Here is a 23,137-nt window from a genome sequence, read left to right as displayed (position 1 = left end):
GCGCCCGATTCACCGCATATTGCCTGCCCGACTCAAATACCTGTGGCGAGGGAGCTTGCTCCCGTTGGGGTGCGAAGCGCCCCCAAAACCTGCAAACCCATTTCTCTCAGAAATACCGAGCCGTATGGCTTTGCGACTGCTGCGCAGCCGAACGGGGGCAAGCCCCCTCGCCACAGGGTTTCATTCGCCACTTGATATTTGACCTGCACGCAAATATCAAATGCCCATCCCTGTATTTTTCCGCATGCTCCCAACCCCGACACTGCGCTCCATCAATCAATCCACCGGAGTTACAGCCATGCCCATTGCCTTGCTCGCGCTGACCCTCAGCGCTTTCGCCATCGGGGCGACGGAGTTCGTCATCGTTACCCACCCTCGGCGCCGACCTCGGTGTCAGCCTGTCGTCCGCCAGTCTGCGGGTCAGTCTGTATGCACTCGGTGTGGCTATCGGCGCGCCGGTGCTGACCGCCTGGAGTGGGCGTCTTGACCGGTTGGGTCCGGTGTATGCCGAACCGGCGGAGGGTTCGCCCCGGATCGTCATAAGTCATTAATAAATATCGCAGCCTTCGGCAGCTCCTACATGGGCATATGAATACCTGTAGGAGCGAGGCTTGCCCGCGAAGCTCTTCGCCTTACCGTCCGTAGCCCCGTCGAAACTTTCTCGCCCGCCCGGCAGTCATCAAAAGACAGAGGCTGTCCGAGGGTTACATAGACGGGAGGCGACATGGCGGCGATTCATATCGGTATTTCAGGCTGGCGCTACACGCCCTGGCGGGGGGAGTTCTACCCGAAGGGGCTGACCCAGAAGCGCGAATTGCAATTCGCTTCACGGGCGGTCAACAGCATCGAAATCAATGGATCGTTTTACGCCCTGCAACGGCCCGAACGTTACGCCCAGTGGTACGACGAAACTCCAGTGGGCTTCGTGTTCAGCGTCAAGGCGCCGCGTTTCATCACCCACATCAAGCGCCTGCGGGACATTCATAAACCCTTGGCGAATTTCTTCGCCTCCGGGGTGCTGGAGCTCAAGGAAAAACTCGGCCCGATCCTCTGGCAATTTCCGCCCAACTTCAAATTCGACCCCGAGTTGTTCGAAAACTTTCTTGAACAATTACCCCACGACACGGAACAGGCCGCCGCCCTCGCCCGCCAGCACGAACCGCGCCTGAACGGTCACGCCAGCATGAAGGCCTACGGCAAAAAACCGCTGCGTCACGCCGTGGAAATTCGCCACGAAAGTTTCGTCGATCCCGCCTTCGTCCGTCTGCTCAAACGCTACAACACCGCGCTGGTCATCGCTGACACCGCCGGTAAATGGCCATATCGCGAAGACCTCACCAGCGACTTCGTCTATTTACGCCTGCACGGTGCCGAAGAACTCTACGCCAGCGGTTATACCCCACAAGCGCTGAAACGCTGGGGCGACCGGATCGAGGCCTGGTATCACGGACAGCAACCAGCGGATCCGCAATTGATCGCGCCTCGGCAAAAACCCAAGACACGCAGAGCCCGGGAAATATTCTGCTATTTCGATAACGACATCAAAGTCCGTGCGCCCTTCGATGCTCGCCGCCTGCTTGAGCGCTTGCATCTCGACAAAGACCTTGCCACCGCCCCTGGTGAGCCGGTTGCCGAAGGAGTGCTGCCATGAGCATTCCCGAACCGGTCGGCACCACGGATGAACAGCAACCCATCATCACCGCCGTGAGCCGTTTCACCGTACTGACGGTCAACACCCACAAGGGTTTCACCGCGCTCAACCGGCGCTTTATCCTGCCCGAGCTGCGTGAGGCGGTGCGCAGCGTGTCCGCTGACGTGGTGTTTTTGCAGGAGGTGCATGGCACCCACGAACATCATCCACAGCGTTACCTCAATTGGCCGGCGATGCCACAGTACGAATTTCTTGCCGATACTCTGTGGCCGCAATTTGCCTATGGGCGCAACGCGGTCTATCCGGCAGGCGATCACGGCAATGCGCTGTTGTCGAAATTCCAGATCGTTCGCCACGACAACCTCGACGTTTCCATCAGTGGCCATGAGAACCGCGGAATCCTGCATTGCGTGCTACGGATGCCCGGTGATGGTCGGGAAGTGCATGCCATTTGCGTCCATCTGGGGCTACGCGAAAGTCATCGCAAGGCACAACTCAGGCTGTTGATCCAACGTATGGAAGAGTTGCCGGAGGATGCCCCGGTGGTGGTCGCCGGCGACTTCAACGATTGGCGCCTGCGCGCTGATGCGCAGCTCAAACCCTGCGGCTTGCGTGAAGTCTTCGCCGAGTTGCATGGTAAACCGGCGCGTAGTTTCCCGGCGCGCTTGCCTGCGTTGTGTCTGGACCGCATCTACGTGCGCAACCTCAAGGCCAGCCATCCGCAAGTACTGGCGGCCCGGCCCTGGTCACACCTTTCCGACCATGCACCGCTATCGGTGGAGATCGAGCTATGACCGGCCCATTGATGGAAAAAACCACGATCGAACACGTTTCCACACCACCGCCCGTACGTGAGCCGGCGGTTGTTAACGTCGAATACGGTTGGCACGGTAACAACCGGGTCCAATTGCTAGAGAACGGTGAGGAATACTTTCCACGGGTGTTTGAAGCGCTGCGCCAAGCCCAGAGTGAAATCCTGCTGGAGACCTTCATTGTGTTCGAGGACAAGGTCGGCAATGAGCTGCAGAAAATCCTGATTGAAGCGGCTCAACGCGGGGTGCGCATCACCGTCAACCTCGACGGTTTTGGCTGCGGCGAACTGAGCACGGAGTACCTTGCGGCGCTGAGCAATGCAGGTGTGCGCCTGCAAATATTCGACCCCGCGCCGCGTCACTTCGGTATCCGCACCAATTGGTTCCGCCGCATGCACCGCAAGATTGTGGTGGTCGACGGGACGATTGCGTTCCTCGGCGGAATCAACTTTTCCGCCGACCATCTGGCCGACTTCGGCCCTGAAGCCAAACAGGATTATTCGGTTGAAGTGCAAGGGCCCGCGGTGGCCGATATTCATCATTTCGCCTTGCTGCAAAGCGGTCGCCCGGCCCGGGCCAAATACTGGTGGCAACGCCGCAGACAGAGGCGCGCAGAACTGGCGGTCAGCGATCATGATGGTCAGGTGCGACTGGTGTATCGCGACAATGGCGAACACCCGGGCGATATCGAAGAGGTGTACTTGCAGGTCGTGCGCAGTGCCCGACGTCGCGTGGTAATCGCCAACGCCTACTTCTTTCCAGGCTATCGGCTGCTGCGGGAGATCCGCAACGCGGCGCGCCGAGGGGTCGAGGTGCGCCTGATTCTTCAGGGGCAGCCGGATTTGCGCGTGGCCAGACTCGCCGCGCGCATGACCTACGATTATCTGCTGCGAGCCGGAGTAGCGATTTACGAATACTGCGATCGCCCCCTGCATGGCAAAGTCGCCCTGGTCGACGAGGACTGGAGCACCGTCGGCTCAAGTAACCTCGACCCGCTGAGCCTGGCCCTGAACCTGGAGGCCAATGTGTTGATCCGCGACCGCGCCTTCAACCGCGACCTGTTCGAGCGGCTCGACGAATTGAGCAGCAACCACTGCAAGGTCATGTCGGTGGACAACGCACCTCGCGGACGGGTCTGGCACATGACCATCGGTTTTCTGGTGTTTCACTTCCTGCGACATTTCCCGGCGTGGGCTGGTTGGTTGCCGGCACATAAACCGCGCCTCAAACCCTTCATTCATCCGACCGGGAGTGATAAGGCATGAGGCATTCTGATGCGCAGCCTGCCCCTCACTCCAACACGCCGCGAAAATCCCACTGGCACCGCTGGAAAAAGCCTCTGACGATGCTGTTTTTTCTGGCGCTGATCGTGCTATTCACGATGCTCGCCCAACGCATCGAATGGGGCGAAGTGTTCGATACCCTCGCCAACTTCAAAGTGCGCACACTGATCATCGCGTCCGGGGTGACGTTGATGAGTTTTCTGGTGTACGCCTGTTTCGACCTGATCGGCCGCACCTATATCCGACAGGACCTGACCTGGCGGCAGATCCTGCCGGTGGGCATCATCAGCTATGCCTTCAACCTTAACCTGAGCGCCTGGGTCGGCGGGGTCGCCATGCGTTATCGGCTGTATTCGCGGCTCGGCGTGAGCAAAAGCAACATCGCGAAAATCCTCGGGCTGAGCCTGGCGACCAACTGGTTCGGCTACATGGTGATTGCCGGCACGGTGTTCAGCAGCGGACTGGTGCGAATGCCGCCAGGCTGGAAACTGAGCAGCGGAGCCCTGCAAGGCGTAGGCGTGTTACTGCTGCTGTTGAGCGCGGGGTATCTGGCGGCCTGTCGGTTTTCCAGGCGACGGGAATGGTCGATTCGCGGCGTGGAAATCAACCTGCCGTCGCTGCACATGGCGATTCTGCAACTGGCCCTCGGCGCGCTGAACTGGTCACTGATGGCGGCGGTGATCTTCACCCTGCTACCGAGCAAGCTGGACTATCCGCTGGTGCTTGGCGTGTTGCTGATCAGCGCCATTGCCGGGGTCATCACCCACATTCCAGCCGGGCTTGGCGTACTGGAGGCAGTGTTCGTGGCGTTGCTGCAACACGAGGCCTCACGAGGAAGTCTGGTGGCAGGGTTACTCGCGTATCGGGCGATCTATTTCCTGCTGCCGCTGCTGATTACCGTGGTGATGTACCTGGTGGTGGAAGCGAAGGCGAAGTCGTTGAGGATTTCGAAAAAACCGGGGTGAGGTGTGGCGTTCGGGATGACGCCTTCGCGGGCAAGCCTCGCTCCTACAGGTTTTGTGTGATACCTGTAGGAGCGAGGCTTGCCCGCGAATAATCGCAAGAACACCGCAATCCTCAACTCGACTGAATAATGCTCAACCGCTCACCCACCACCATTTCCGTGATCCAGCCCACCAGGATCGAGGTGTACGCCTGTTGCGAGACAGGCTCGCTCAAGGCGTGATCGGCGCCGTCGATAATCCGGTGAGTCAGCGAGTGGGTCTGCTGACACGCCGCGCGGTAACTCATGATGGTCGCGTGGGGCACATAGGCGTCGGTCTCGGACTCCACCAGCAATACATCCCCGGTAAATTGCGAGCAGGCATGCAGTGCGCGATTGCTGTCGGCGCTGACCCGCGTGCTGCGGTAATCGCGCAGATCGAGCTTGTCCAGATCACGCTTGGGTGTGTGCCAAAAGTCGTCGCGATACAACGCCGGCACCCGTAGCGCCAGCCAGCGCACCGGGCGCAAGGACGTCAGGATCGCCGCCAGATAACCACCATAACTGGTGCCGACCACGGCGATCGCAGACGTGTCGAGCGCCGGATGGGCGAGCAGTCGATCGTAGGCCGCCAGCAGGTCACGCAGGTTGTCTTCGCGGGTGACCCGGGACAACGCAATACCGGTCCCGCTGGTGTGGCCGCGCAAGTCGAATGTCAGGCACACGCAACCCAACCCGGCGATGCCTTTGGCGCGCTCCAGGTCGCGCTCCTGACTACCGCCCCAGCCGTGAACGAAAAGCACACCCGGGACTTTCGACTTGGGGCTGAGGAAGGTTCCGCTCATCTGTTCATCGTCGATGTCGATCGCAATGGTTTCGCTTCTAGCCGTCATAGGATTTGACCGTTACGTACTTGAGAAGAAAGTCACTGTGTTGCGCAGGCCCCCGGTAGACCTCAATGGCGTTGGCCGGCAAAGGTTGATCGGTATAGGTTTCGACCGACGACACGCGAATCGCGCGCAAGCCGGGGTGGTTGACGAAGCTCTGCAGCGCCGCGACTTCAGCACTGCTGGCACCGCCCAGGCGCCAGGATTGTTCGAGCACGCCGCTGCGTTGTTTGCCGTCGCAATCCAGCCCTTGGGCGATGTCGTAGTTGCGCCGCGAGGCATAGAAACCGGGGTAGGCTTCATCGGCTGCGCTGTCGAATACCTGCGCTTGCTGGATCGCCAGCCTCGTGTCGTCCGGTAGTTCCAGCGCCAGCAGGTCCTCGTAATAACCCTGCACCACCAACAGATTGGACCCTCCATAAACCTGCTCGCCCTGACCGTCTTCGGTCAAGTATTGATCACCGCAATAACTCAGCACTTTGTCGCCGATGAAGCTTTGGCCGACGCTATGGGTGACCACCTCGGTCAAGTCTTGTTCCAGCACCACGCCTTCGGTGAACAAGGTTTTGGCATCGTGGCGCGCGAGGATGGCGTCGAACTGGTCGAGGCTTTTGATCACTTCCTGACCGCGCCCGGCGCAGGCATGAATAGGCTTCATGCGGATCGGACCGCTGTAGAGCAGATGCTCCGCTGCCGGGCGAGCATCCTTCAGGGAGAACACGCTGAGGCCATCGAGCACAACGCCGCGTACCCGTTCGGAAAACAACGACGACCAGCCTTCGGGCGCGAACGCATAGCGGTTCAACAACCCATGGCTGATGGCTTTGGTGCAGATGAAATCGTGGTCGACGTAACCGCCCCACAAATCCTCCGGCCCTTTGACACCCAGCTGCCGGGCGGCAGCAACACCCACCAGCGTCTGGGTCGGCAATAGATAAATGTCCCGGCCGCTATGCAGCTGTGGGTCGTAACTGCCGCCGTATTCGAGCCCGACGACTTGCGCCAGCCAACGAGCGAGTGCGCGATTGGTTTCGACTTCGTGCAGAGGGGCATCGGGGCGTACCGAATGGGCGAGCACCAGTTTCTTGCGGTTTGTTGGGGTCATGCGTTCCCCTTCAATTTGCGCTTGATGAATGTAGTTGAAGGAGGTGCAGAGATCAGGCCAACGGCGGCTGGAAAGAAACGGTCTTTAAATCAGCCAATTGCGAAACAGGTAGTAGCACAAAGCCTGTTTTATTCTGCACGACACCTTTCAATACTCCCGGCATTTTGCACGACTCAAAACCTGCCACCTAACCCGTGTGGGAAGCGAGCCTGCTCGCTCCCACATTTTAGATCTGCGGTTATGCTCGCTACCGAGCCACGACTGCGGTCGCAGACACACCAAACCGCGCCCGGTAATCACTCGGCGCAAGCCCGGTAATCTTCTTGAACGTTGCCCGAAACGCACTCGGGTCCTGGTAACCCACGGTCCAGGCAATGTGATCAATGGTGCCGTTGGTGAATTCGAGCATTTCCCGCGCCTTGCCAACCCGCAGATGTTGGCAGTACTCGGTGGGTTTCAACCCGGTCGCCGCACGGAATCGCCGCAGGAAAGTGCGCTCTTCCAGCCCCGCCCGCTCGGCCATTGCCGCCAGCGAGACATCGGTCGCCCCAGTGCTTTGCAGCCAATGCTGGACCTTGAGAATCGACGCATCGCCATGGTTGAGAATCGGTGAAAAATTACTGCCGCACTCGCTCGCGCTGTCGCTGTGTTCCACCACCAGAAACCGCGCCGTGCCGGTGGCAATGCTCGGCCCGAGCAAGCGGTTCACCAACCGCAATCCCAACTCTGACCAGGCCATCAACCCGGCGGTGGTGATCAGGTCACCATCGTCGACAATCGGCGTGTCAGCCTTGAGCTTGATCGCCGGGTAACGCTCGGCAAAGGCTTTGGCCGAGGTCCAGTGGGTGGTGGCGCTGCGGCCGTCGAGCAGGCCGCTTTCAGCCAACAAAATAGACCCCACACAGACGCCGCCGAGGGTCGCACCGTTGGCATGTTGCTGACGAAGCCAGCGAATCAGCCCTTGGGGCGCCTGCCCCTCGGAAAAACCTGCGATCGAGGGCGGAATCAACACGGCAACCAATGCGCCGGCCGGGCCGGGATGAGTGTCATAGACCCGCTCGGGCACTTGATCACCCTCGACCTGCCAATGACTGACCCGCAGCAACGGCAGCTGCGCCGACTGATGCTCGGCGGCGATCCGGTTGGCCACGCCGAACAGATCCGTCAACCCATGCACCGCCGCCATCTGCGCACCGGGATAGATCAGCACTCCCAGTTCGGTGACTGCCCTTTCCACGCCCATTGTCACTTTTCCCCCGTCTATTGTCGGTGCGGCCAATCCTCGGACGGCCAGCAAAACCTGATACTTGATCCACACCCAACAAACACTTCAAGGAAACCCCCATGGCCAAGCAAGCACTCATCGTAGTCGATATCCAGAACGACTACTTCCCCCAGGGCAAGTGGCCTTTGGTCGGCGCCGACGCCGCAGCAGACAACGCCGCACGGATGATTCAGGCGTTTCGCGAGACCGGTGATCCGGTGGTGCATATCCGCCACGAATTCACCTCCGACGCCGCGCCGTTCTTCACTCCGGGCTCCGACGGCGCGAAGTTGCACCCTAAAGTCCTCAACCGCGCCGACGAGCCGGTGGTGCTCAAACATTTCGTCAACTCGTTTCGCGAAACCGAACTGGAAGCCATCCTCGACCAGCAAGGCATCGAACACCTGGTAATCGTCGGCAGCATGAGCCACATGTGCATTGACGGCATCACCCGCGCCGCCGCCGACCTGGGCTATACCGTCACGGTGATTCACGACGCCTGCGCCACCCGCGACCTGGAGTTCAATGGCATCACCGTCCCGGCCGCCCACGTTCACGCCGCCTTCATGTCGTCCCTGGGTTTTGCCTATGCCAGCGTGGTGTCCACCGATGATTTTCTGGCTGGTTAAGTGAAGCCCCTGTGGGAGCGAGCCTGCTCGCGATAGCGACGGATCAGCCAGCATTGATGCTGAATGTGCCGCCGTCATCGCGAGCAGGCTCGCTCCCACAAGGATTTCGATGCCTGCGCGACGCTCGAAAAATCTCACGCGTGATCTATTGAGGTCCGCAAAAATTGCCTGTAGTGTTTCTCACGCGTGAGTTTTTTCACAACGAGGTCAGCATCATGAAAAGCAGCTCTCCATCAGATCCGCCTACCGGATCTGTGACCGATTCAGCGAGCCAAAAGGGAGAGCGCTCGAAACCGTCCGCGAAAAAACCATCTAGTTTCTATATGAAGCAGATGCGTGCGGGCCTGGGTGCCGCCGGTTATGTGAAACACGAGACTTGGGTGCTTCCCGAAAACCGAAGCCTGCTCAAGCAGATGGAGAAACAGCTACGCCAACCGATTCTGGCTGGCTCATTCATGTCGGAGAATTACATGAGCGCAGGTAATAACTGGAACATCGATCGCCTCTACAGCGCCCTTCAGGCCCTCGACGAAGTGGTTTCGAACGACATCACCCTCTCCCTCGTTCAAGGTTCCGAGTCCAGCATCAAGCTGGAAATGAACGAGTTCGGTGGCTTGCCGATTTACATCGCGGTGGTTGGCGATCAGGTCATCGTCGATACCGTTCTGGTCGATATCGAGTCCATCAACGACGTACCGGCATTCAATGATGCTGTTCTGCGCAGCCGGGAAATGTTCCCACTGTCCTCGATCGGTATCGAGTCCATGCCCAACGGGCAGATCGTTTACAACATGTTCGGCGCACTCAGCTCCGACTCCAGCCTGACCAACGTCGTGACCGAGGTCAAAACCCTCGTCGACAACGTCCAGCGCGCCAGCGAAGCCTTTGAACGTTTCTTCATCTAATTTTTCGGGAACAGGAAATATCCAATGACTCAGTCCATCTGGAGCAAATTGTTCACCGCGCTGCGTGGCGGTGCCAACGAAGTCGGCGAATCGATCGTCGACCAACAGGCCCTGCGCATCCTCGACCAGGAAATTCGCGATGCTGACAGCGCGCTGGCCAACGCCAAGCGTGAGCTGGTCACTATCATGGCCAAGCACAAACTGTCGGCTGATCGCGTCAGCGAGTACAACGCCAAGATCAAGGACCTGGAATCCAAGGCTCTGGCCGCGATCCAGGCCAACCGCGAAGACCTGGCACTGGAAGTGGCCGAAGCCATTTCGACCCTGACCAATGAACTGGATGTCGAGCAAAAGCAGGCCACCGAATTTGGTGGTTACGCGGACAACATGCGCAAAGACATCACCAAGGCCGAAAACCGCATCAAAAGCCTGCGTCAGCAAGTGGACATGGCCAAGGCGCGTGAAAGCGTACAGAAAGCCCAAGTCAGTGCTTCGATCGCCAGTGGCGGCGCCAACGGTAAGCTGGAAACCGCCGTCGGTACTCTGAACCGCCTGCAAGCCAAGCAGCAGCAACGCGCCGCTGAACTGGAAGCCCAGGACCAACTGGCCGATGCGTCGACCGGCACCGACCTGGAGCGCAAGCTGCGTGAAGCCGGCATCACGCCGAACGAAGGCAGCGCCAATGCGATTCTGGAACGCCTGAAGAAAAAATCGGCTGAGTAAACCGGTTACTGCGTACAAGGAAGGACATTCATTGCCTTGATGTCAGTCAGTCAAGCGCACTGAACCTGTGGCGAGGGAGCTTGCTCCCGCTGGGCCGCGAAGCGGTCCCAAAAAACAGGACTGCTGCGCAGTCCAGCGGGAGCAAGCTCCCTCGCCACAATTTTACTCAGTGCTTGTTCTATCTCTTAACTGACAGGCATTAATTCAATGCCCTTCTTTTTTGTCGAGTCGAGGTCAAGGATGGATGCCCTGAAGGGTTTCAAGACGATCGCAGGCGTGGCCCTCTTCATGGTCGCGCTGCAACTGCTCAATGTGGCGACCGGCTACAGCCTTATTACCTTCGGCCTGGTCCCGAGAACACTGCACGGACTGGTCGGCATCATCACCTCGCCTTTCTTGCACGGGTCCTTTGCGCACCTGAGCACCAACCTGATTGCCTTTTTGATCCTCGGTACTTTGGTCATTGTCGAAGGGCTCAGCCGGTTCATGGCCGTCAGCGCCATCATTATTCTGCTGGGCGGTACGCTGGTCTGGCTGTTCGGTTTTGCAGGCGTACACATCGGTGCCAGCGGATGGGTATTCGGGCTGTGGGCGTACCTGCTGTCGCGCGCCTGGTTCCAGAGGAGCTGGAGCAACCTGATAACGGCCAGTGTCGTGGTCCTGCTCTATGGCGGCCTGATCTTTGGCTTCCTTCCTCGCCAGGGCATGTCCTTCGAAGGGCATATCTTTGGTGCGATCGCCGGATTTATTGCAGCCAAGGTACTGTTATCTACGCCGCGCAGCAGGTTTAATGCCGCCCGGTAACCGCATTTGAGCACTCAGACGCCAGAGCGATTACGTCGCCAGGAATGAGCCCCCCATGGAGTCAGGGATGTAATGTCGATTTTCCTTTTATTGCGCACATACGCCGCGTCCTTCTTCCATCGATTCGGCTGGGCAGGCTTGGCCATTGCGTTGGGCATACACCTGAGCACGGCCTATATCGGCCTGGTGATTCTGGGCGAACAACACCTCACCGCTCCCGCCACGTTTACCTATTTCTATCTCACCACCACGCTCACCGTCGGCTATGGCGATCTTGCGCCACAGACATCGGCGGGACGAATTTTCGTGGCCACCTGGGTCATGCTCGGGGGCATTGCGCTGCTGACGGCAGCCATCGGCAAAACCACCAGCAGTGTCATCGATGTATGGAGAAAAGGCATGAAGGGCAAAGGCGATTTCACCGGCAAGGTCGGCCATACCGTTCTCATTGGCTGGGAAGGCGCGTCCAGCGAGCGGGTCATTGAATTATTGCTGCAGGACGAAACCTCCAATGACAACCTGATCGTCATTTGCGATTGCGACCTCGAAGAAAATCCCATGCCGGGCAAAGCGGACTTTATCAAAGGCGAAAGCCTGTCCTCTGCCGCGCTGTTGCTGCGGGCCGGCGTTCCCGGTGCCGAACGCGTCCTGGTGCGAACCCATTCAGACGATCTGACCCTGGCCACCGTCCTGGCGGTCAATCAACTGAGCCCTGTCGGGCATGTGGTCGCCCACTTCAATGAAAGTGAAATCGCTGCCCTTGCCAGCGCCTACGCGCCCAGCCTGGAATGCACCTCGAGCATGGCCATCGAGATGTTGGTACGCGCCTCTCAGGATCCGGGCTCGTCTGCGGTCATCAATGAACTGCTATGCGTGGGTCAAGGCGCGACCCAATACCTGATGAGACTGCCCGAGACCTTTGAAGCCACGTTCGGCGATCTGTACGCACAGATGAAAGAACAGCATAACGCGACCCTTATCGGCTACCGCGCCAAGGGCGCCCGACAGCCTTCGATCAACCCGCCCGGCGCCACTCGCGTTGAGGGCGGCGAACTCTTCTACATCGCCTCCACTCGCCTCAAGGAAATCACCAATGGGATGGTTTAAACAGTTGATGGGGCTTGAGGCCCCGAAAGCGAATACGGAATCGAAATGGACAGCCAACGAAACCCTGCCCACCATCGGTCCGCTGGGCCTGGCATTGGGCAAGAGCGTGATGTTCGACACGACTCTGAAATTGTTGCTCGACGGCAACACGGCTGTGGTTATCCCTGGCTCCCAGCAAGTCTGGAGCGCCGGCACCATTGAACTCGGGCAGTCGACCTGGCTGTCGCGTTATTACATGAACGACGAAGACTACTGGCTGCAAGTGCACACCACCGGCGACATCGCCGGACAGGTCGAGTCGGTGATCCTGTTCAATTACCTCAGTTACATCACCATCAACAGTGAAGCGGAGCTGCGTCGGCTGGCCGGCCCTCAAAGCCTGATCGGCCTGCCGACCTACACCCACAACGGTGTCGAATACACTCGCGAATGGGGCACCGAGAACGGCCAGACGGAACTGGTGGCGCTGAGCGAACACCTGAAAAACCCGGATGAGTCCTACAGTATCGAACACCGTTCGATGCTGTACGCCCGCGAAACCGGCCTGACCGACCGCCGGGAATTCCTGCTGTTTTCCGTCGAAGAAGACGCCGAAGGCACTATCAGCTTGAGCACTTCGCTGGGCATTTCGCTGTACACCACTGACCTGAACACTTTTTAAAAAGGAAGAAGTCCATGCTTGAAGCGCTCTCCATCTCCCTGAATAAAGCCGCCGTGCTCGGGTTTGTTTTGTACATCCTCGGCGCCACCGTGCTATTCGCGCTGTTCCAGTTCATCTACACCCGAATCACGCCGCACAAAGAGTTCGAACTGATCCGCTCGGGCAACGTTGCGGCCGCGATCGCGCTGGGTGGCGCCATCATCGGTTTCGCTATTCCGGCCAGTAATGTGATTGCCTATTCGATCAGCATTCTGGATTTCGTCGTCTGGGCAGTGATCGCCGCTTTCGTACAACTGCTGGCGTTTCTGGTGACCAGCCTGGTGCTTAAAGGCGCCTCTGAACGCATTAAAAAAGGTGAAATCGCTGCGGGTATCTATATCGCGGCAGTGGCCATCAGCGTCGGCATGTTGAACGCCGCTTGCATGACCCCTTCCCAGAACTGATTGCGCCACGGAGATCCCGATGAAACGAAGCAAGTACGTTCAGCTCTCGCTGGCAGCGTCGGTCGCCATGGCGATATCAGGCTGCGGGCAAGCGGAAAAAACCTACCCGGTGCAGAAGAAATACAACTTCCAGTCCGTTCAGCAGTGCGCCGATGAAAAGCTCCCGGTGGACGTCTGCTCTGACGCCTACATGAGCGCCATGGCCGAGCACCGCCGCATCGCGCCGGTCTACGACAACCAGGCCGATTGCGATGCCGACTTTGTCGCCGACTGGTGCCAACAGGATTCCGCCGGCAAGTTCATCCCCAAGCTGGGTGGCTTCGAACTGACTGCCGATGGCGAGGTAACACAATCCCAAGTGGACGCAGCCAAGGCTCAATTACCAGCCTCGGAAGCGAACAGTGGCGGCTCCGGGTTCTCCGGCACCAGCCTGCTGACCGGTCTGCTGATCGGCAACATGCTGAGCAGCAACCGCAACAGCTACTTCTCCGAGCCGGTCTACCGCTACCGCGATGATCGCGGCAACTATGGCTCCTCGACGCTCAACCAGCGGATTTCCAAAGGCTCAACCTTTACCAAGTCCAATCAGGCGAGGTATGGCAGCAGCAGCTACGCCGACTCAATCCGTTCCGGCAGCAAGCCGATGTCCGTTGCCTCATCCACCTCCCGTGGCGGCTTCGGCAGCAAAGCCAGCGCCCGCAGCGGTTGGGGCGGTTCGAGCAGTGCTGGCCGATCGAGCAGTTAAGGAACGGGCACCATGAAGAAGATCCTCTGCGCAGAACGTCATGACTGGAAACAGACCGCCGAATCTCTTGGTTTTCTGTTCCATACCATCGACGACGAACCCTATTGGGACGAGAGCGCGTATTACCAATTCACGCTCAAACAGATCGAGAACGATCTCGAAGACCCGACCACCGAGATTCATGAGATGTGCATGGACCTGGTGGCCCGCGTGGTTCAGAGCGAGGAGCTGCTGGAGCGCCTGAGCATTCCCGCGCCATTCTTCGACATGGTTCGCACTTCATGGCTCGAAGGCCACCCGCACCTGTATGGGCGCATGGACTTCTCCTACAACGGCAGCGGGCCGGCCAAGTTGCTGGAACTCAACTACGACACGCCGACCAGCCTGTATGAGGCCGCGGCGTTTCAATGGGGCTGGCTGGAGCAATGCATCGAACGCGGCTTGCTGCCCAAGCATGCCGACCAGTTCAACAGCATCGACACCAAGCTGCATCAAGCCTTTGCCCAGCTGCAGCTCAAACATCCCTTCTATTTCGCCTCGATGAAAGACTCGGTCGAAGACAAAGGCACCACCGACTACTTGCGCCTGATCGCGGAAAAGGTTGGCATCGAGTCACGGCACATCGATATCGAAGACATCGGCCTCACCAGTGACGGACGTTTCGTCGACCTTGAAGATCGCTGGATTCCTCACCTGTTCAAACTGCATGCCTGGGAGTTCATCTTCCACGAACCCTTCGGTGCAGCGATTGCCCAGAGCGATACACAGTTTTTCGAGCCGGCCTGGAAATCAATCATCTCCAACAAGGGCATCCTGCCGTTGCTGTGGGAGTTCAACAAAGGTCACCCGAACCTGCTCGCGGCGCACCTGGATGCCGACCCGAGCAAAGCGGTGCCCAAAGGCTGGGTGCGCAAGCCGTTCTTCTCCCGGGAAGGCGCCAACATTGAGCTGCAAACCGCTGACGGTCTGATCGTGAAAGAGGACGGGCCCTACACCGACGCGCCATTTATCCTTCAGGAGTTCGCCCCGCTGCCGAAGTTTGGCGACAGCTTTACGCTGGTGGGTTCCTGGGTTATCGGCGATCAAGCGGCCGGTATCGGCGTGCGGGAAGACAACAGTTTGATCACCAAGGATTCGAGCCGTTTCTTGCCGCACCTGATACTCGACTGACCCATCCATCGCCGGTGTGGACATAAGTACGATGTCCGCAAGACTTACGGCTGAAATACCGGATAATGGCGGCCATTCGTTTAGCCGTTATTCTGGTAATCCCCCATGGAAATCAAGGTCAACTTTCTCGACAACCTTCGACTTGAAGCCAAGTTCGATGACTTCACGGTGGTGGCCGATCAACCTATCCGCTACAAGGGCGATGGCTCGGCACCGGGTCCGTTCGACTACTTTCTGGCTTCATCGGCTTTGTGTGCGGCTTATTTCGTGAAGTTGTACTGCGACACTCGCAGTATTCCCACGGATAACATCCGCCTGTCGCAGAACAACATTGTTGATCCGGAAAACCGCTACAACCAGATTTTCAAGATCCAGGTCGAGTTGCCGGCGGACATCTCCGACAAGGACCGCCAGGGCATCCTGCGCTCCATCGACCGTTGTACCGTGAAAAAAGTGGTGCAAGCCGGGCCTGAGTTTGTGATCGAAGAAGTCGAAAACCTCGACGCCGATGCCCAGGCGTTGCTAATGCCTGCGTCCAGTTCAGAGGCGAGCACTTATATCGCGGGCAAGGATCTGCCGCTGGAGCAAACCATCGCCAATATGTCGGCCATTCTGGCGGACTTGGGCATGAAGATCGAAATCGCTTCGTGGCGCAATATCGTGCCCAATGTGTGGTCGCTGCACATCCGCGATGCGCACTCGCCGATGTGCTTTACCAACGGTAAGGGGGCGACCAAGGAAGGCGCTTTGGCGTCGGCGTTGGGCGAGTTTATCGAGCGACTCAACTGCAACTTCTTCTACAACGACCAGTTCTGGGGCGAAGACATCGCCAACGCAGCGTTTGTGCACTACCCGGACGAACGCTGGTTCAAGCCTGGCCGTAAAGATGAGCTGCCAACTGAAATTCTCGACGAGTACTGCCTGAAGATTTACAACCGCGACGGCGAGCTGCGTGGCTCCCATCTGATCGATACCAACTCGGGCAATGAAGAGCGCGGCATCTGCTCGCTGCCGTACGTGCGCCAGTCGGATGGCGCGGTGGTGTATTTCCCGTCCAACCTGATTGAAAACCTGTTCCTGAGCAACGGCATGAGTGCCGGTAACACGCTGGCCGAAGCCCAGGTGCAGTGCCTGTCGGAGATCTTCGAGCGTGCGGTAAAACGCGAAATCATCGAAGGTGAATTTGCCCTGCCGGATGTGCCGGCCGATGTGCTGGCGAAGTACCCCGGGATACTGGCTGGTATTCAGGCGCTGGAAGAGCAAGGGTTCCCCGTGCTGGTGAAAGATGCGTCCCTGGGCGGTGAATTCCCGGTGATGTGCGTTACGTTGATGAACCCGCGTACCGGCGGTGTGTTCGCCTCGTTCGGCGCGCATCCGAGCCTGGAAGTGGCGCTGGAACGCAGCCTGACCGAATTGCTGCAGGGCCGCAGCTTCGAAGGCCTCAACGACTTGCCCCAGCCGACGTTTGAAGGGCATGCGGTGACCGAGCCGAACAACTTCGTCGAGCACTTCATCGACTCCAGCGGCGTGGTGTCGTGGCGCTTCTTCAGTGCCAAATCGGATTACGAATTCGTGGAGTGGGACTTCTCCGGCCAGGGTGAAAACTCGAACACCGAGGAAGCCGCGACCTTGTTCGGCATTCTCGAAGGCATGGGCAAGGAAGTGTACATGGCGGTCTACGAGCATATCGGCGCGAAGGCGTGCCGCATCCTGGTGCCGAACTATTCGGAAATCTATCCCGCGGACGATCTGATCTGGGATAACACCAACAAAGCGCTGTTCTTCCGCACCGACATCCTGAACCTGCATCGCCTGGACGAAGACGAACTGAAAGCGCTGGTTGAGCGCCTGGTGGAAAGTGAGCTGGACGACTACACCGATATCACCTCCTTGATCGGCATCGAATTCGACGACAATACGGCTTGGGGTCAGCTGACGATCCTGGAGTTGAAGCTGCTGATTTATCTCGCCTTGCAGCAATTTGAAGAGGCGAAAGAGGCGGTGGAAATGTTCCTGCAGTACAACGACAACACGGTTGAGCGTGGCTTGTTCTACCAGGCCGTCAATGTGGTGCTGGAGATGAAGCTGGACGAAGACCTGAAACTGGAAGACTACGAGGCCAATTTCCGCCGGATGTTTGGCAACGAGCGGACGGATGCAGCGATCGGATCGGTGGACGGCAGCGTGCGCTTCCATGGCTTGACGCCGACCAGCATAAAACTGGAGGGGCTCGACAGGCACCTGCGGTTGATTGATAGCTACAAGAAACTGCACTCGGCACGGGCCAATGTGACTGCTGTATTCAGTTAATAGCGCCCACAAAAAAGCGAAGCCGGATTAATGGCTTCGCTTTTTTTATCGCTTACTGGATAGCAGCTTTTTTAGAACGGAATATCGTCATCAAAGCTGTCGAAATCCGGAGCCGGCTGAGGAGCGGCCTGCTGCTGAGGAGCCGGACGCGACTGTTGCGGTGCCGACTGCTGCGGACGCGGAGCCTGTTGGCGTGGAGCCGGGGCGGACTGCTGGTAGTTATTGCCCCCGCCTTGTTGGTCGCCCTGCTGTGGACGGCCGCCCAGCAGTTGCATGGTGCCTTGCATGTCGACCACGATTTCAGTGGTGTAACGCTTGATACCGTCTTTTTCCCACTCGCGGGTCTGCAGCTTGCCTTCGATGTATACCTGCGAACCTTTACGCAGGTATTCGCCGGCGATCTCGGCAACCTTGCCGAACATCGAAACACGGTGCCATTCGGTCTTCTCGACCTTCTGACCGGTTTGCTTGTCGGTCCATTGTTCGCTGGTCGCCAGACTCAGGTTGGTCACGGCGTTACCGTTAGGCAAGTAGCGAACTTCGGGATCCTGGCCGCAAGTGCCGACCAATATGACTTTGTTAACCCCACGGGCCATAACGTTCTCCTAGGCTTCGCACGCTGTCGGGGCCGGGTTGTTCACCAGGCGCTCGAGGGTGGTGCGATCCAATAATTCGGTGTCCAGTTTGATGTAAATCGCCGCTTCATCGGCAACCACGATTGCATCGGTTACTCCAACGACGGCCTTCAGGCGCTCGATCAGGCCAGCTTCTCGAATCGCTTCGGGCGACAACGGCAAGCGCAGGCTCGTCACATACGGAGGTTCACGCATGGTAACAGCAAAGGCTAACCAAAGTGCAGCCAGCCCGGCACATCCCAGGAACACAACCGACAAACCGCCATGCTGGAACATCCAGCCACCGAGGATCCCGCCCAGCGCCGAACCGAGGAACTGGCTGGTGGAATAAACCCCCATCGCCGTGCCCTTGCCGCCTGCCGGTGAAACCTTGCTGATCAACGATGGCAAAGAGGCTTCCAGCAGATTGAACGCGGTGAAGAACACCACCGTGCCGATTACCAGAGCCCGCAAGCTATCGCCGAACTGCCAGAAGAATAGCTCAGTGAGCATCAGCGTCACGACGGCACCGAGCAAAACTCGTTTCATTTTGCGTCGCTTCTCGCCGTAGATAATGAACGGGATCATGGCGAAGAAGGAAATCAGCAGTGCGGTCAGGTACACCCACCAGTGCTGCTCTTTGGGCAGCCCGGCTTTTTCGACCAGGGCCAGGGGCAATGCCACGAAGCTCGACATCAACATCGCGTGCAACACAAAAATACCCAGGTCCAGGCGCAGCAGGTCCGGATGCTTGAGTGTCGGTATCAGCGCCTGGCGCGCAACGCCGGATTCACGGTGCTGCAACGGCCCGGTTGCACGCGGCACCATGAACATCACGATGACGATGCCGACCAGCGCCATGCCACCGGTGGCGAAGAACAACCCGGACAGGCCAAAGACACGGGTCAGCAATGGTCCTACAACCATGGCGACAGCGAACGACAGACCAATCGTCATGCCGATCATGGCCATGGCTTTGGTCCGATGCTGTTCCCGGGTCAGGTCTGACAGCAACGCCATGACCGCCGCGGAAATCGCCCCTGCGCCTTGCAGGATGCGTCCGGCGATGACGCCCCAGATCGAATCGGCATTGGCCGCCAGCACACTCCCCAGGGCGAAGATGATCAGGCCCAGGTAAATCACCGGCCGGCGACCGATGCGGTCGGAAATGAAGCCGAAAGGGATCTGAAAGATCGCCTGGGTCAGGCCGTAAGCGCCAATCGCCAACCCGATGAGGGCCGGGGTCGCTCCTGCCAGGTCCATCCCATAGGTCGCCAGCACCGGCAACACCATGAACATGCCAAGCATACGGAAGGCGAACACCAGGGCCAGACCGCTTGCTGCGCGGGTCTCACTGCCACTCATGCGTTCGCTGTGGGGATCGTGCATGGAAAAACCTCATGTGAACCGGCGGCGATTCTACCAGTCCCATCGATTGACGGGGTATATCGCGACGCTATGACGCGCGCAGATGACGCAGTCTTCATCTAAGGCTGCGCACTCCGCATTTGATAGTGTGCATCCATCCAGTATTTGGCCGTATACTCCTACGTTTTCGACGCCCGCCGAGCGAGGCCACTTTGGACAAGATCCTGATTCGTGGGGCCCGAACCCACAACCTGAAGAACATCGACCTGACCCTGCCACGGGACAAACTGATCGTCATCACCGGCCTGTCCGGATCCGGCAAGTCGTCCCTGGCCTTCGACACGCTGTACGCCGAAGGCCAGCGCCGTTATGTCGAATCGCTGTCGGCCTACGCCCGGCAGTTCCTGTCGATGATGGAAAAACCTGACGTCGACACCATCGAAGGTCTGTCGCCAGCGATCTCCATCGAACAGAAGTCGACCTCGCACAACCCGCGTTCGACGGTTGGCACCATTACCGAAATCTACGACTACCTGCGCCTGCTCTACGCTCGCGTCGGTATTCCGCGCTGCCCGGACCACGACATTCCGCTGGAAGCCCAGACCGTCAGCCAGATGGTCGACCTGGTGCTGGCACAACCGGAGGGCAGCAAACTGATGCTGCTGGCCCCGGTGATCCGTGAGCGCAAAGGCGAACATCTTTCGGTCTTCGAAGAACTGCGCGCCCAGGGTTTTGTACGAGCCCGAGTCAACGGCAGACTGTGCGAGCTGGACGAGCTGCCGAAGCTGGATAAACAGAAGAAGCATTCGATCGACGTCGTGGTCGACCGCTTCAAGGTCCGCGCTGATCTGCAACAACGCTTGGCCGAATCGTTCGAGACCGCGCTGAAACTGGCAGACGGCATCGCCCTGGTCGCGCCAATGGACGACGAGCCCGGCGAAGAAATCATCTTCTCCGCGCGCTTCGCCTGCCCGATCTGCGGTCATGCCATCAGCGAGCTGGAACCCAAGCTGTTCTCCTTCAACAACCCGGCTGGCGCTTGCCCGACTTGCGATGGCCTGGGGGTTAAGCAGTTCTTCGACACCAAACGACTGGTGAACGGTGAACTGACCCTGGCCGAAGGCGCGATTCGTGGCTGGGACCGGCGCAACGTCTATTACTTCCAGATGCTTGGCTCGCTGGCCTCGCACTACAAGTTCAGCCTTGAAGTGCCGTTCAACGACCTGCCGGCCGATCAGCAGAAATTCATCCTGCATGGCAGTGGCTCGCAGAACGTCGACTTCAAATACCTGAACGACCGTGGCGACATCGTCAAACGCTCGCACCCGTTCGAAGGCATCGTGCCGAACCTGGAACGCCGCTACCGCGAAACCGAGTCGGCTTCGGTCCGTGAAGAACTGGCCAAATTCCTCAGCACCCAGCCCTGCCCCGATTGCCGTGGCACCCGTCTGCGTCGCGAGGCGCGGCACGTGTGGGTTGGCGAGAAGACCTTGCCGGCTGTAACCAATCTGCCGATTGGCGACGCGTGTGAATATTTCGGCGTACTGAAACTGACCGGCCGCCGTGGCGAAATTGCCGACAAGATTCTCAAGGAAATCCGCGAGCGTTTGCAGTTCCTGGTCAACGTTGGCCTGGACTATCTGTCACTGGATCGCAGTGCCGACACTCTGTCCGGCGGTGAGGCCCAGCGTATCCGCCTGGCCAGTCAGATTGGCGCCGGCCTGGTGGGGGTTCTGTACATCCTCGATGAACCGTCAATTGGCCTGCACCAGCGGGACAACGACCGACTGCTGGGCACCCTCAAGCACCTGCGCGACATCGGCAACACGGTGATCGTGGTCGAGCACGACGAAGACGCGATTCGTCTGGCCGACTATGTGGTGGATATCGGCCCGGGCGCGGGTGTACACGGTGGGCATATCGTCGCCGAAGGTACGCCGGCCGAGGTCATGGCTCACCCTGATTCGCTGACCGGCAAGTACTTGTCGGGGCGAGTGAAGATCGCAGTGCCAGCCAAACGCACGCCGCGTAACAAGAAGTTGTCGCTGGCCCTCAAGGGCGCTCGCGGCAACAATTTGCGCAATGTCGATCTGGAGATTCCGATCGGCCTGTTGACCTGCGTCACGGGTGTTTCCGGTTCGGGCAAGTCGACGCTGATCAACAATACTCTGTTTCCTTTGAGCGCTACGGCACTCAATGGGGCAACGACCCTGGAAGCAGCTGCTCACGACAGCATTAAAGGCCTGGAACATCTGGACAAGGTTGTGGACATCGACCAGAGCCCGATCGGTCGCACGCCGCGCTCCAACCCCGCGACCTATACCGGGCTGTTCACGCCGATTCGCGAGTTGTTCGCCGGCGTGCCAGAATCCCGCTCCCGCGGTTACGGGCCGGGGCGTTTCTCCTTCAACGTGAAGGGCGGGCGCTGCGAAGCTTGTCAGGGCGATGGCCTGATCAAGGTGGAAATGCACTTCCTGCCGGACATCTATGTCCCGTGCGACGTCTGCAAGAGCAAGCGCTACAACCGCGAGACGCTGGAGATCAAGTACAAGGGCAAGAGCATCCACGAAACCCTCGAGATGACCATCGAGGAAGCCCGGGTGTTCTTCGACGCGGTTCCAGCCTTGGCGCGTAAGCTTCAGACGTTGATGGACGTAGGCCTTTCCTACATCAAGCTGGGGCAATCGGCGACGACGCTGTCCGGCGGTGAAGCCCAGCGGGTGAAACTGTCTCGTGAGCTGTCAAAGCGTGATACCGGCAAGACCCTGTACATCCTCGATGAGCCGACCACCGGCCTGCACTTTGCGGATATCCAGCAACTGCTCGACGTGTTGCATCGTCTGCGCGACCACGGCAATACCGTGGTAGTGATCGAGCACAACCTGGACGTGATCAAGACCGCCGACTGGTTGGTGGACCTGGGGCCGGAAGGTGGTTCCAAGGGTGGGCAGATCATTGCCGTCGGAACGCCTGAAGACGTGTCCGAGATGAAGCAGTCGCATACCGGCTTCTACCTCAAGCCACTGCTGGAGCGTGATCGGGCCTGAATCCGGCTCAAAAAAAAGCCCCTGTCACTTGCTCAGTGACAGGGGCTTTTTGTATCGGTGCAATTAGGCGTGGGATTGCAGGTAATTCTCGAGACCGATCAACTTGATCAGACCCATCTGCTTTTCAAGCCAGTAGGTGTGGTCTTCTTCGGTGTCATGCAATTGAACCCGCAGCATCTCGCGGCTGACATAGTCCTTGTGCTGCTCGCAGAGTTCAATGCCCTTGCAGAGCGCGGCGCGGACTTTGTATTCCAGGCGCAGGTCAGCGGCGAGCATGTCCGGCACAGTGGTGCCAACATCAAGGTCGTCCGGACGCATGCGAGGCGTGCCTTCGAGCATCAGAATTCGACGCATCAGGGCATCAGCGTGCCCGGCTTCTTCTTCCATCTCGTGGTTGATACGTTCGTAGAGCTTGGTGAAACCCCAGTCCTCATACATCCGCGAATGGACGAAATATTGATCACGGGCTGCCAGTTCGCCTGTCAGCAACGTGTTGAGGTAATCGATTACGTCTGGGTGACCTTGCATCGCCCTACATCTCCCTGCTTGAAAGTCTGTAGTTTGAACCAACCTGACCGGAAGGTCACTCGCCCGACGCTATAAAAGCGAAGATATTCTGAGAAAAGCAGTTTAAATAACGCAAAAACCGCCCAAATGAGGGCGGTT

The 23,137-nt window shown here is 58.7% G+C and carries 21 protein-coding genes and 1 pseudogene; 16 read left to right on the top strand and 6 right to left on the bottom strand.

Translation table 11 applies throughout. The features are described from left to right. Positions 1-298: 298 nt before the first annotated feature. From PMI18_RS30080 to PMI18_RS23220, 5 genes and pseudogenes are all read left to right on the top strand, one after another. A pseudogene (locus tag PMI18_RS30080) lies at positions 299-491 on the top strand (MFS transporter); the annotation flags it as partial. 233 nt (positions 492-724) lie between these two features. Beyond that, the gene (locus PMI18_RS23205; RefSeq protein ID WP_007896854.1) at positions 725-1,651 is read left to right on the top strand and encodes a DUF72 domain-containing protein; all 927 of its coding nucleotides are present in this window, start codon (positions 725-727) and stop codon (positions 1,649-1,651) included. Further along, the gene (locus PMI18_RS23210) at positions 1,648-2,445 is read left to right on the top strand and encodes an endonuclease/exonuclease/phosphatase family protein (protein WP_007896851.1); all 798 of its coding nucleotides are present in this window, start codon (positions 1,648-1,650) and stop codon (positions 2,443-2,445) included. Before PMI18_RS23205 ends, PMI18_RS23210 begins: the two co-directional genes overlap by 4 nt. Next, positions 2,442-3,728, top strand: a complete 1,287-nt coding sequence (clsB, locus tag PMI18_RS23215; RefSeq protein ID WP_007896838.1) for a cardiolipin synthase ClsB — start codon at positions 2,442-2,444, stop codon at positions 3,726-3,728. The genes PMI18_RS23210 and clsB overlap by 4 nt, the downstream gene beginning before the upstream one ends. Continuing rightward, a complete protein-coding gene (locus PMI18_RS23220) occupies positions 3,725-4,711 on the top strand; it encodes a lysylphosphatidylglycerol synthase domain-containing protein (protein WP_007896835.1) in 987 nt (328 codons plus the stop codon). The genes clsB and PMI18_RS23220 overlap by 4 nt, the downstream gene beginning before the upstream one ends. 112 nt (positions 4,712-4,823) lie before the next feature. On the opposite strand, the gene PMI18_RS23225 is transcribed toward PMI18_RS23220, so the two are convergent. The 3 genes from PMI18_RS23225 to PMI18_RS23235 form a co-directional block, all read right to left on the bottom strand. After that, positions 4,824-5,582 carry an alpha/beta hydrolase family protein gene (locus tag PMI18_RS23225; RefSeq protein ID WP_007896829.1) on the bottom strand — a complete coding sequence of 253 codons (759 nt, stop codon included), beginning with the start codon at positions 5,580-5,582 and terminating at the stop codon, positions 4,824-4,826. Then, positions 5,572-6,681, bottom strand: coding sequence for a DUF3182 family protein (locus PMI18_RS23230; protein ID WP_007896825.1), 1,110 nt, complete (start codon positions 6,679-6,681; stop codon positions 5,572-5,574). Before PMI18_RS23230 ends, PMI18_RS23225 begins: the two co-directional genes overlap by 11 nt. A 247-nt stretch (positions 6,682-6,928) precedes the next feature. Next, positions 6,929-7,924: a GlxA family transcriptional regulator gene (locus tag PMI18_RS23235; protein ID WP_007896823.1), complete on the bottom strand. Its 996-nt coding sequence runs from the start codon at positions 7,922-7,924 to the stop codon at positions 6,929-6,931. Between the two features lie 101 nt (positions 7,925-8,025). Between PMI18_RS23235 and PMI18_RS23240 the strand changes: the two genes are divergently transcribed. The 10 genes from PMI18_RS23240 to PMI18_RS23285 all read left to right on the top strand — a co-directional run bounded on the left by PMI18_RS23240 (position 8,026) and on the right by PMI18_RS23285 (position 17,442). Next, positions 8,026-8,574 carry a cysteine hydrolase family protein gene (locus tag PMI18_RS23240; RefSeq protein ID WP_007896820.1) on the top strand — a complete coding sequence of 183 codons (549 nt, stop codon included), beginning with the start codon at positions 8,026-8,028 and terminating at the stop codon, positions 8,572-8,574. Between the two features lie 323 nt (positions 8,575-8,897). Further along, positions 8,898-9,479, top strand: a complete 582-nt coding sequence (locus PMI18_RS23245) for a YjfI family protein (RefSeq protein ID WP_085985572.1) — start codon at positions 8,898-8,900, stop codon at positions 9,477-9,479. 24 nt (positions 9,480-9,503) lie between these two features. Then, complete coding sequence (locus PMI18_RS23250) at positions 9,504-10,202, top strand: PspA/IM30 family protein (RefSeq protein WP_007896817.1); 699 nt, start codon at positions 9,504-9,506, stop codon at positions 10,200-10,202. A gap of 240 nt (positions 10,203-10,442) precedes the next feature. Then, positions 10,443-11,006: a rhomboid family intramembrane serine protease gene (locus tag PMI18_RS23255; RefSeq protein ID WP_007896815.1), complete on the top strand. Its 564-nt coding sequence runs from the start codon at positions 10,443-10,445 to the stop codon at positions 11,004-11,006. Between the two features lie 72 nt (positions 11,007-11,078). Beyond that, on the top strand, positions 11,079-12,113 hold the full coding sequence (locus PMI18_RS23260) for an ion channel (protein WP_007896812.1): 1,035 nt from the start codon (positions 11,079-11,081) through the stop codon (positions 12,111-12,113). Next, positions 12,100-12,774 (top strand): DUF2491 family protein, encoded by a 675-nt coding sequence (locus PMI18_RS23265; RefSeq protein ID WP_007896809.1) that lies wholly within the window; start codon positions 12,100-12,102, stop codon positions 12,772-12,774. The genes PMI18_RS23260 and PMI18_RS23265 overlap by 14 nt, the downstream gene beginning before the upstream one ends. A gap of 14 nt (positions 12,775-12,788) precedes the next feature. Then, complete coding sequence (locus PMI18_RS23270) at positions 12,789-13,217, top strand: DUF350 domain-containing protein (protein ID WP_007896806.1); 429 nt, start codon at positions 12,789-12,791, stop codon at positions 13,215-13,217. Positions 13,218-13,236: 19 nt separating this feature from the next. Further along, positions 13,237-13,962, top strand: a complete 726-nt coding sequence (locus PMI18_RS23275) for a DUF1190 domain-containing protein (protein WP_007896804.1) — start codon at positions 13,237-13,239, stop codon at positions 13,960-13,962. A gap of 12 nt (positions 13,963-13,974) precedes the next feature. Next, the gene (locus PMI18_RS23280; protein WP_007896801.1) at positions 13,975-15,132 is read left to right on the top strand and encodes a glutathionylspermidine synthase family protein; all 1,158 of its coding nucleotides are present in this window, start codon (positions 13,975-13,977) and stop codon (positions 15,130-15,132) included. A gap of 105 nt (positions 15,133-15,237) precedes the next feature. Next, positions 15,238-17,442 (top strand): OsmC domain/YcaO domain-containing protein, encoded by a 2,205-nt coding sequence (locus PMI18_RS23285; protein WP_007896799.1) that lies wholly within the window; start codon positions 15,238-15,240, stop codon positions 17,440-17,442. Between the two features lie 71 nt (positions 17,443-17,513). Here the strand turns inward: PMI18_RS23285 and PMI18_RS23290 are convergent, their stop codons facing one another. Together PMI18_RS23290 and PMI18_RS23295 are read right to left on the bottom strand one after the other, a co-directional pair. Continuing rightward, complete coding sequence (locus PMI18_RS23290) at positions 17,514-18,038, bottom strand: single-stranded DNA-binding protein (protein WP_007896798.1); 525 nt, start codon at positions 18,036-18,038, stop codon at positions 17,514-17,516. Between the two features lie 9 nt (positions 18,039-18,047). Beyond that, the gene (locus PMI18_RS23295; protein WP_007896797.1) at positions 18,048-19,445 is read right to left on the bottom strand and encodes an MFS transporter; all 1,398 of its coding nucleotides are present in this window, start codon (positions 19,443-19,445) and stop codon (positions 18,048-18,050) included. Between the two features lie 191 nt (positions 19,446-19,636). Here PMI18_RS23295 and uvrA point away from each other — a divergent pair, with 191 nt between their 5' ends. Continuing rightward, positions 19,637-22,471 (top strand): excinuclease ABC subunit UvrA, encoded by a 2,835-nt coding sequence (gene uvrA, locus PMI18_RS23300; RefSeq protein WP_007896796.1) that lies wholly within the window; start codon positions 19,637-19,639, stop codon positions 22,469-22,471. Positions 22,472-22,534: 63 nt separating this feature from the next. On the opposite strand, the gene bfr is transcribed toward uvrA, so the two are convergent. Further along, positions 22,535-22,999, bottom strand: coding sequence for a bacterioferritin (bfr, locus tag PMI18_RS23305; RefSeq protein ID WP_007896795.1), 465 nt, complete (start codon positions 22,997-22,999; stop codon positions 22,535-22,537). Positions 23,000-23,137 lie beyond the last annotated feature (138 nt).

It is taken from the genome of Pseudomonas sp. GM102 (assembly GCF_000282555.1).
Taxonomy (GTDB): domain Bacteria; phylum Pseudomonadota; class Gammaproteobacteria; order Pseudomonadales; family Pseudomonadaceae; genus Aquipseudomonas.
Note: the sequence above shows the minus strand (reverse complement) of the source record. Positions and strands in the feature narration are given on the sequence as shown.

What these genes read in the sequence shown, in the direction of transcription:
- PMI18_RS23240 (WP_007896820.1), top strand. Translation starts at nt 8,026, where the DNA reads ATGGCCAAGCAAGCACTCATCGTAGTCGATATCCAGAACGACTACTTC.
- PMI18_RS23210 (WP_007896851.1), top strand. Translation starts at nt 1,648, where the DNA reads ATGAGCATTCCCGAACCGGTCGGCACCACGGATGAACAGCAACCCATC.
- PMI18_RS23270 (WP_007896806.1), top strand. Translation starts at nt 12,789, where the DNA reads ATGCTTGAAGCGCTCTCCATCTCCCTGAATAAAGCCGCCGTGCTCGGG.
- PMI18_RS23255 (WP_007896815.1), top strand. Translation starts at nt 10,443, where the DNA reads ATGGATGCCCTGAAGGGTTTCAAGACGATCGCAGGCGTGGCCCTCTTC.
- PMI18_RS23285 (WP_007896799.1), top strand. Translation starts at nt 15,238, where the DNA reads ATGGAAATCAAGGTCAACTTTCTCGACAACCTTCGACTTGAAGCCAAG.
- PMI18_RS23225 (WP_007896829.1), bottom strand. Translation starts at nt 5,582, where the DNA reads ATGACGGCTAGAAGCGAAACCATTGCGATCGACATCGACGATGAACAG.
- PMI18_RS23295 (WP_007896797.1), bottom strand. Translation starts at nt 19,445, where the DNA reads ATGCACGATCCCCACAGCGAACGCATGAGTGGCAGTGAGACCCGCGCA.
- PMI18_RS23235 (WP_007896823.1), bottom strand. Translation starts at nt 7,924, where the DNA reads ATGGGCGTGGAAAGGGCAGTCACCGAACTGGGAGTGCTGATCTATCCC.
- PMI18_RS23290 (WP_007896798.1), bottom strand. Translation starts at nt 18,038, where the DNA reads ATGGCCCGTGGGGTTAACAAAGTCATATTGGTCGGCACTTGCGGCCAG.
- PMI18_RS23230 (WP_007896825.1), bottom strand. Translation starts at nt 6,681, where the DNA reads ATGACCCCAACAAACCGCAAGAAACTGGTGCTCGCCCATTCGGTACGC.
- PMI18_RS23265 (WP_007896809.1), top strand. Translation starts at nt 12,100, where the DNA reads ATGGGATGGTTTAAACAGTTGATGGGGCTTGAGGCCCCGAAAGCGAAT.
- PMI18_RS23280 (WP_007896801.1), top strand. Translation starts at nt 13,975, where the DNA reads ATGAAGAAGATCCTCTGCGCAGAACGTCATGACTGGAAACAGACCGCC.
- clsB (WP_007896838.1), top strand. Translation starts at nt 2,442, where the DNA reads ATGACCGGCCCATTGATGGAAAAAACCACGATCGAACACGTTTCCACA.
- PMI18_RS23245 (WP_085985572.1), top strand. Translation starts at nt 8,898, where the DNA reads ATGAAGCAGATGCGTGCGGGCCTGGGTGCCGCCGGTTATGTGAAACAC.
- bfr (WP_007896795.1), bottom strand. Translation starts at nt 22,999, where the DNA reads ATGCAAGGTCACCCAGACGTAATCGATTACCTCAACACGTTGCTGACA.
- PMI18_RS23260 (WP_007896812.1), top strand. Translation starts at nt 11,079, where the DNA reads ATGTCGATTTTCCTTTTATTGCGCACATACGCCGCGTCCTTCTTCCAT.
- PMI18_RS23220 (WP_007896835.1), top strand. Translation starts at nt 3,725, where the DNA reads ATGAGGCATTCTGATGCGCAGCCTGCCCCTCACTCCAACACGCCGCGA.
- PMI18_RS23205 (WP_007896854.1), top strand. Translation starts at nt 725, where the DNA reads ATGGCGGCGATTCATATCGGTATTTCAGGCTGGCGCTACACGCCCTGG.
- PMI18_RS23250 (WP_007896817.1), top strand. Translation starts at nt 9,504, where the DNA reads ATGACTCAGTCCATCTGGAGCAAATTGTTCACCGCGCTGCGTGGCGGT.
- PMI18_RS23275 (WP_007896804.1), top strand. Translation starts at nt 13,237, where the DNA reads ATGAAACGAAGCAAGTACGTTCAGCTCTCGCTGGCAGCGTCGGTCGCC.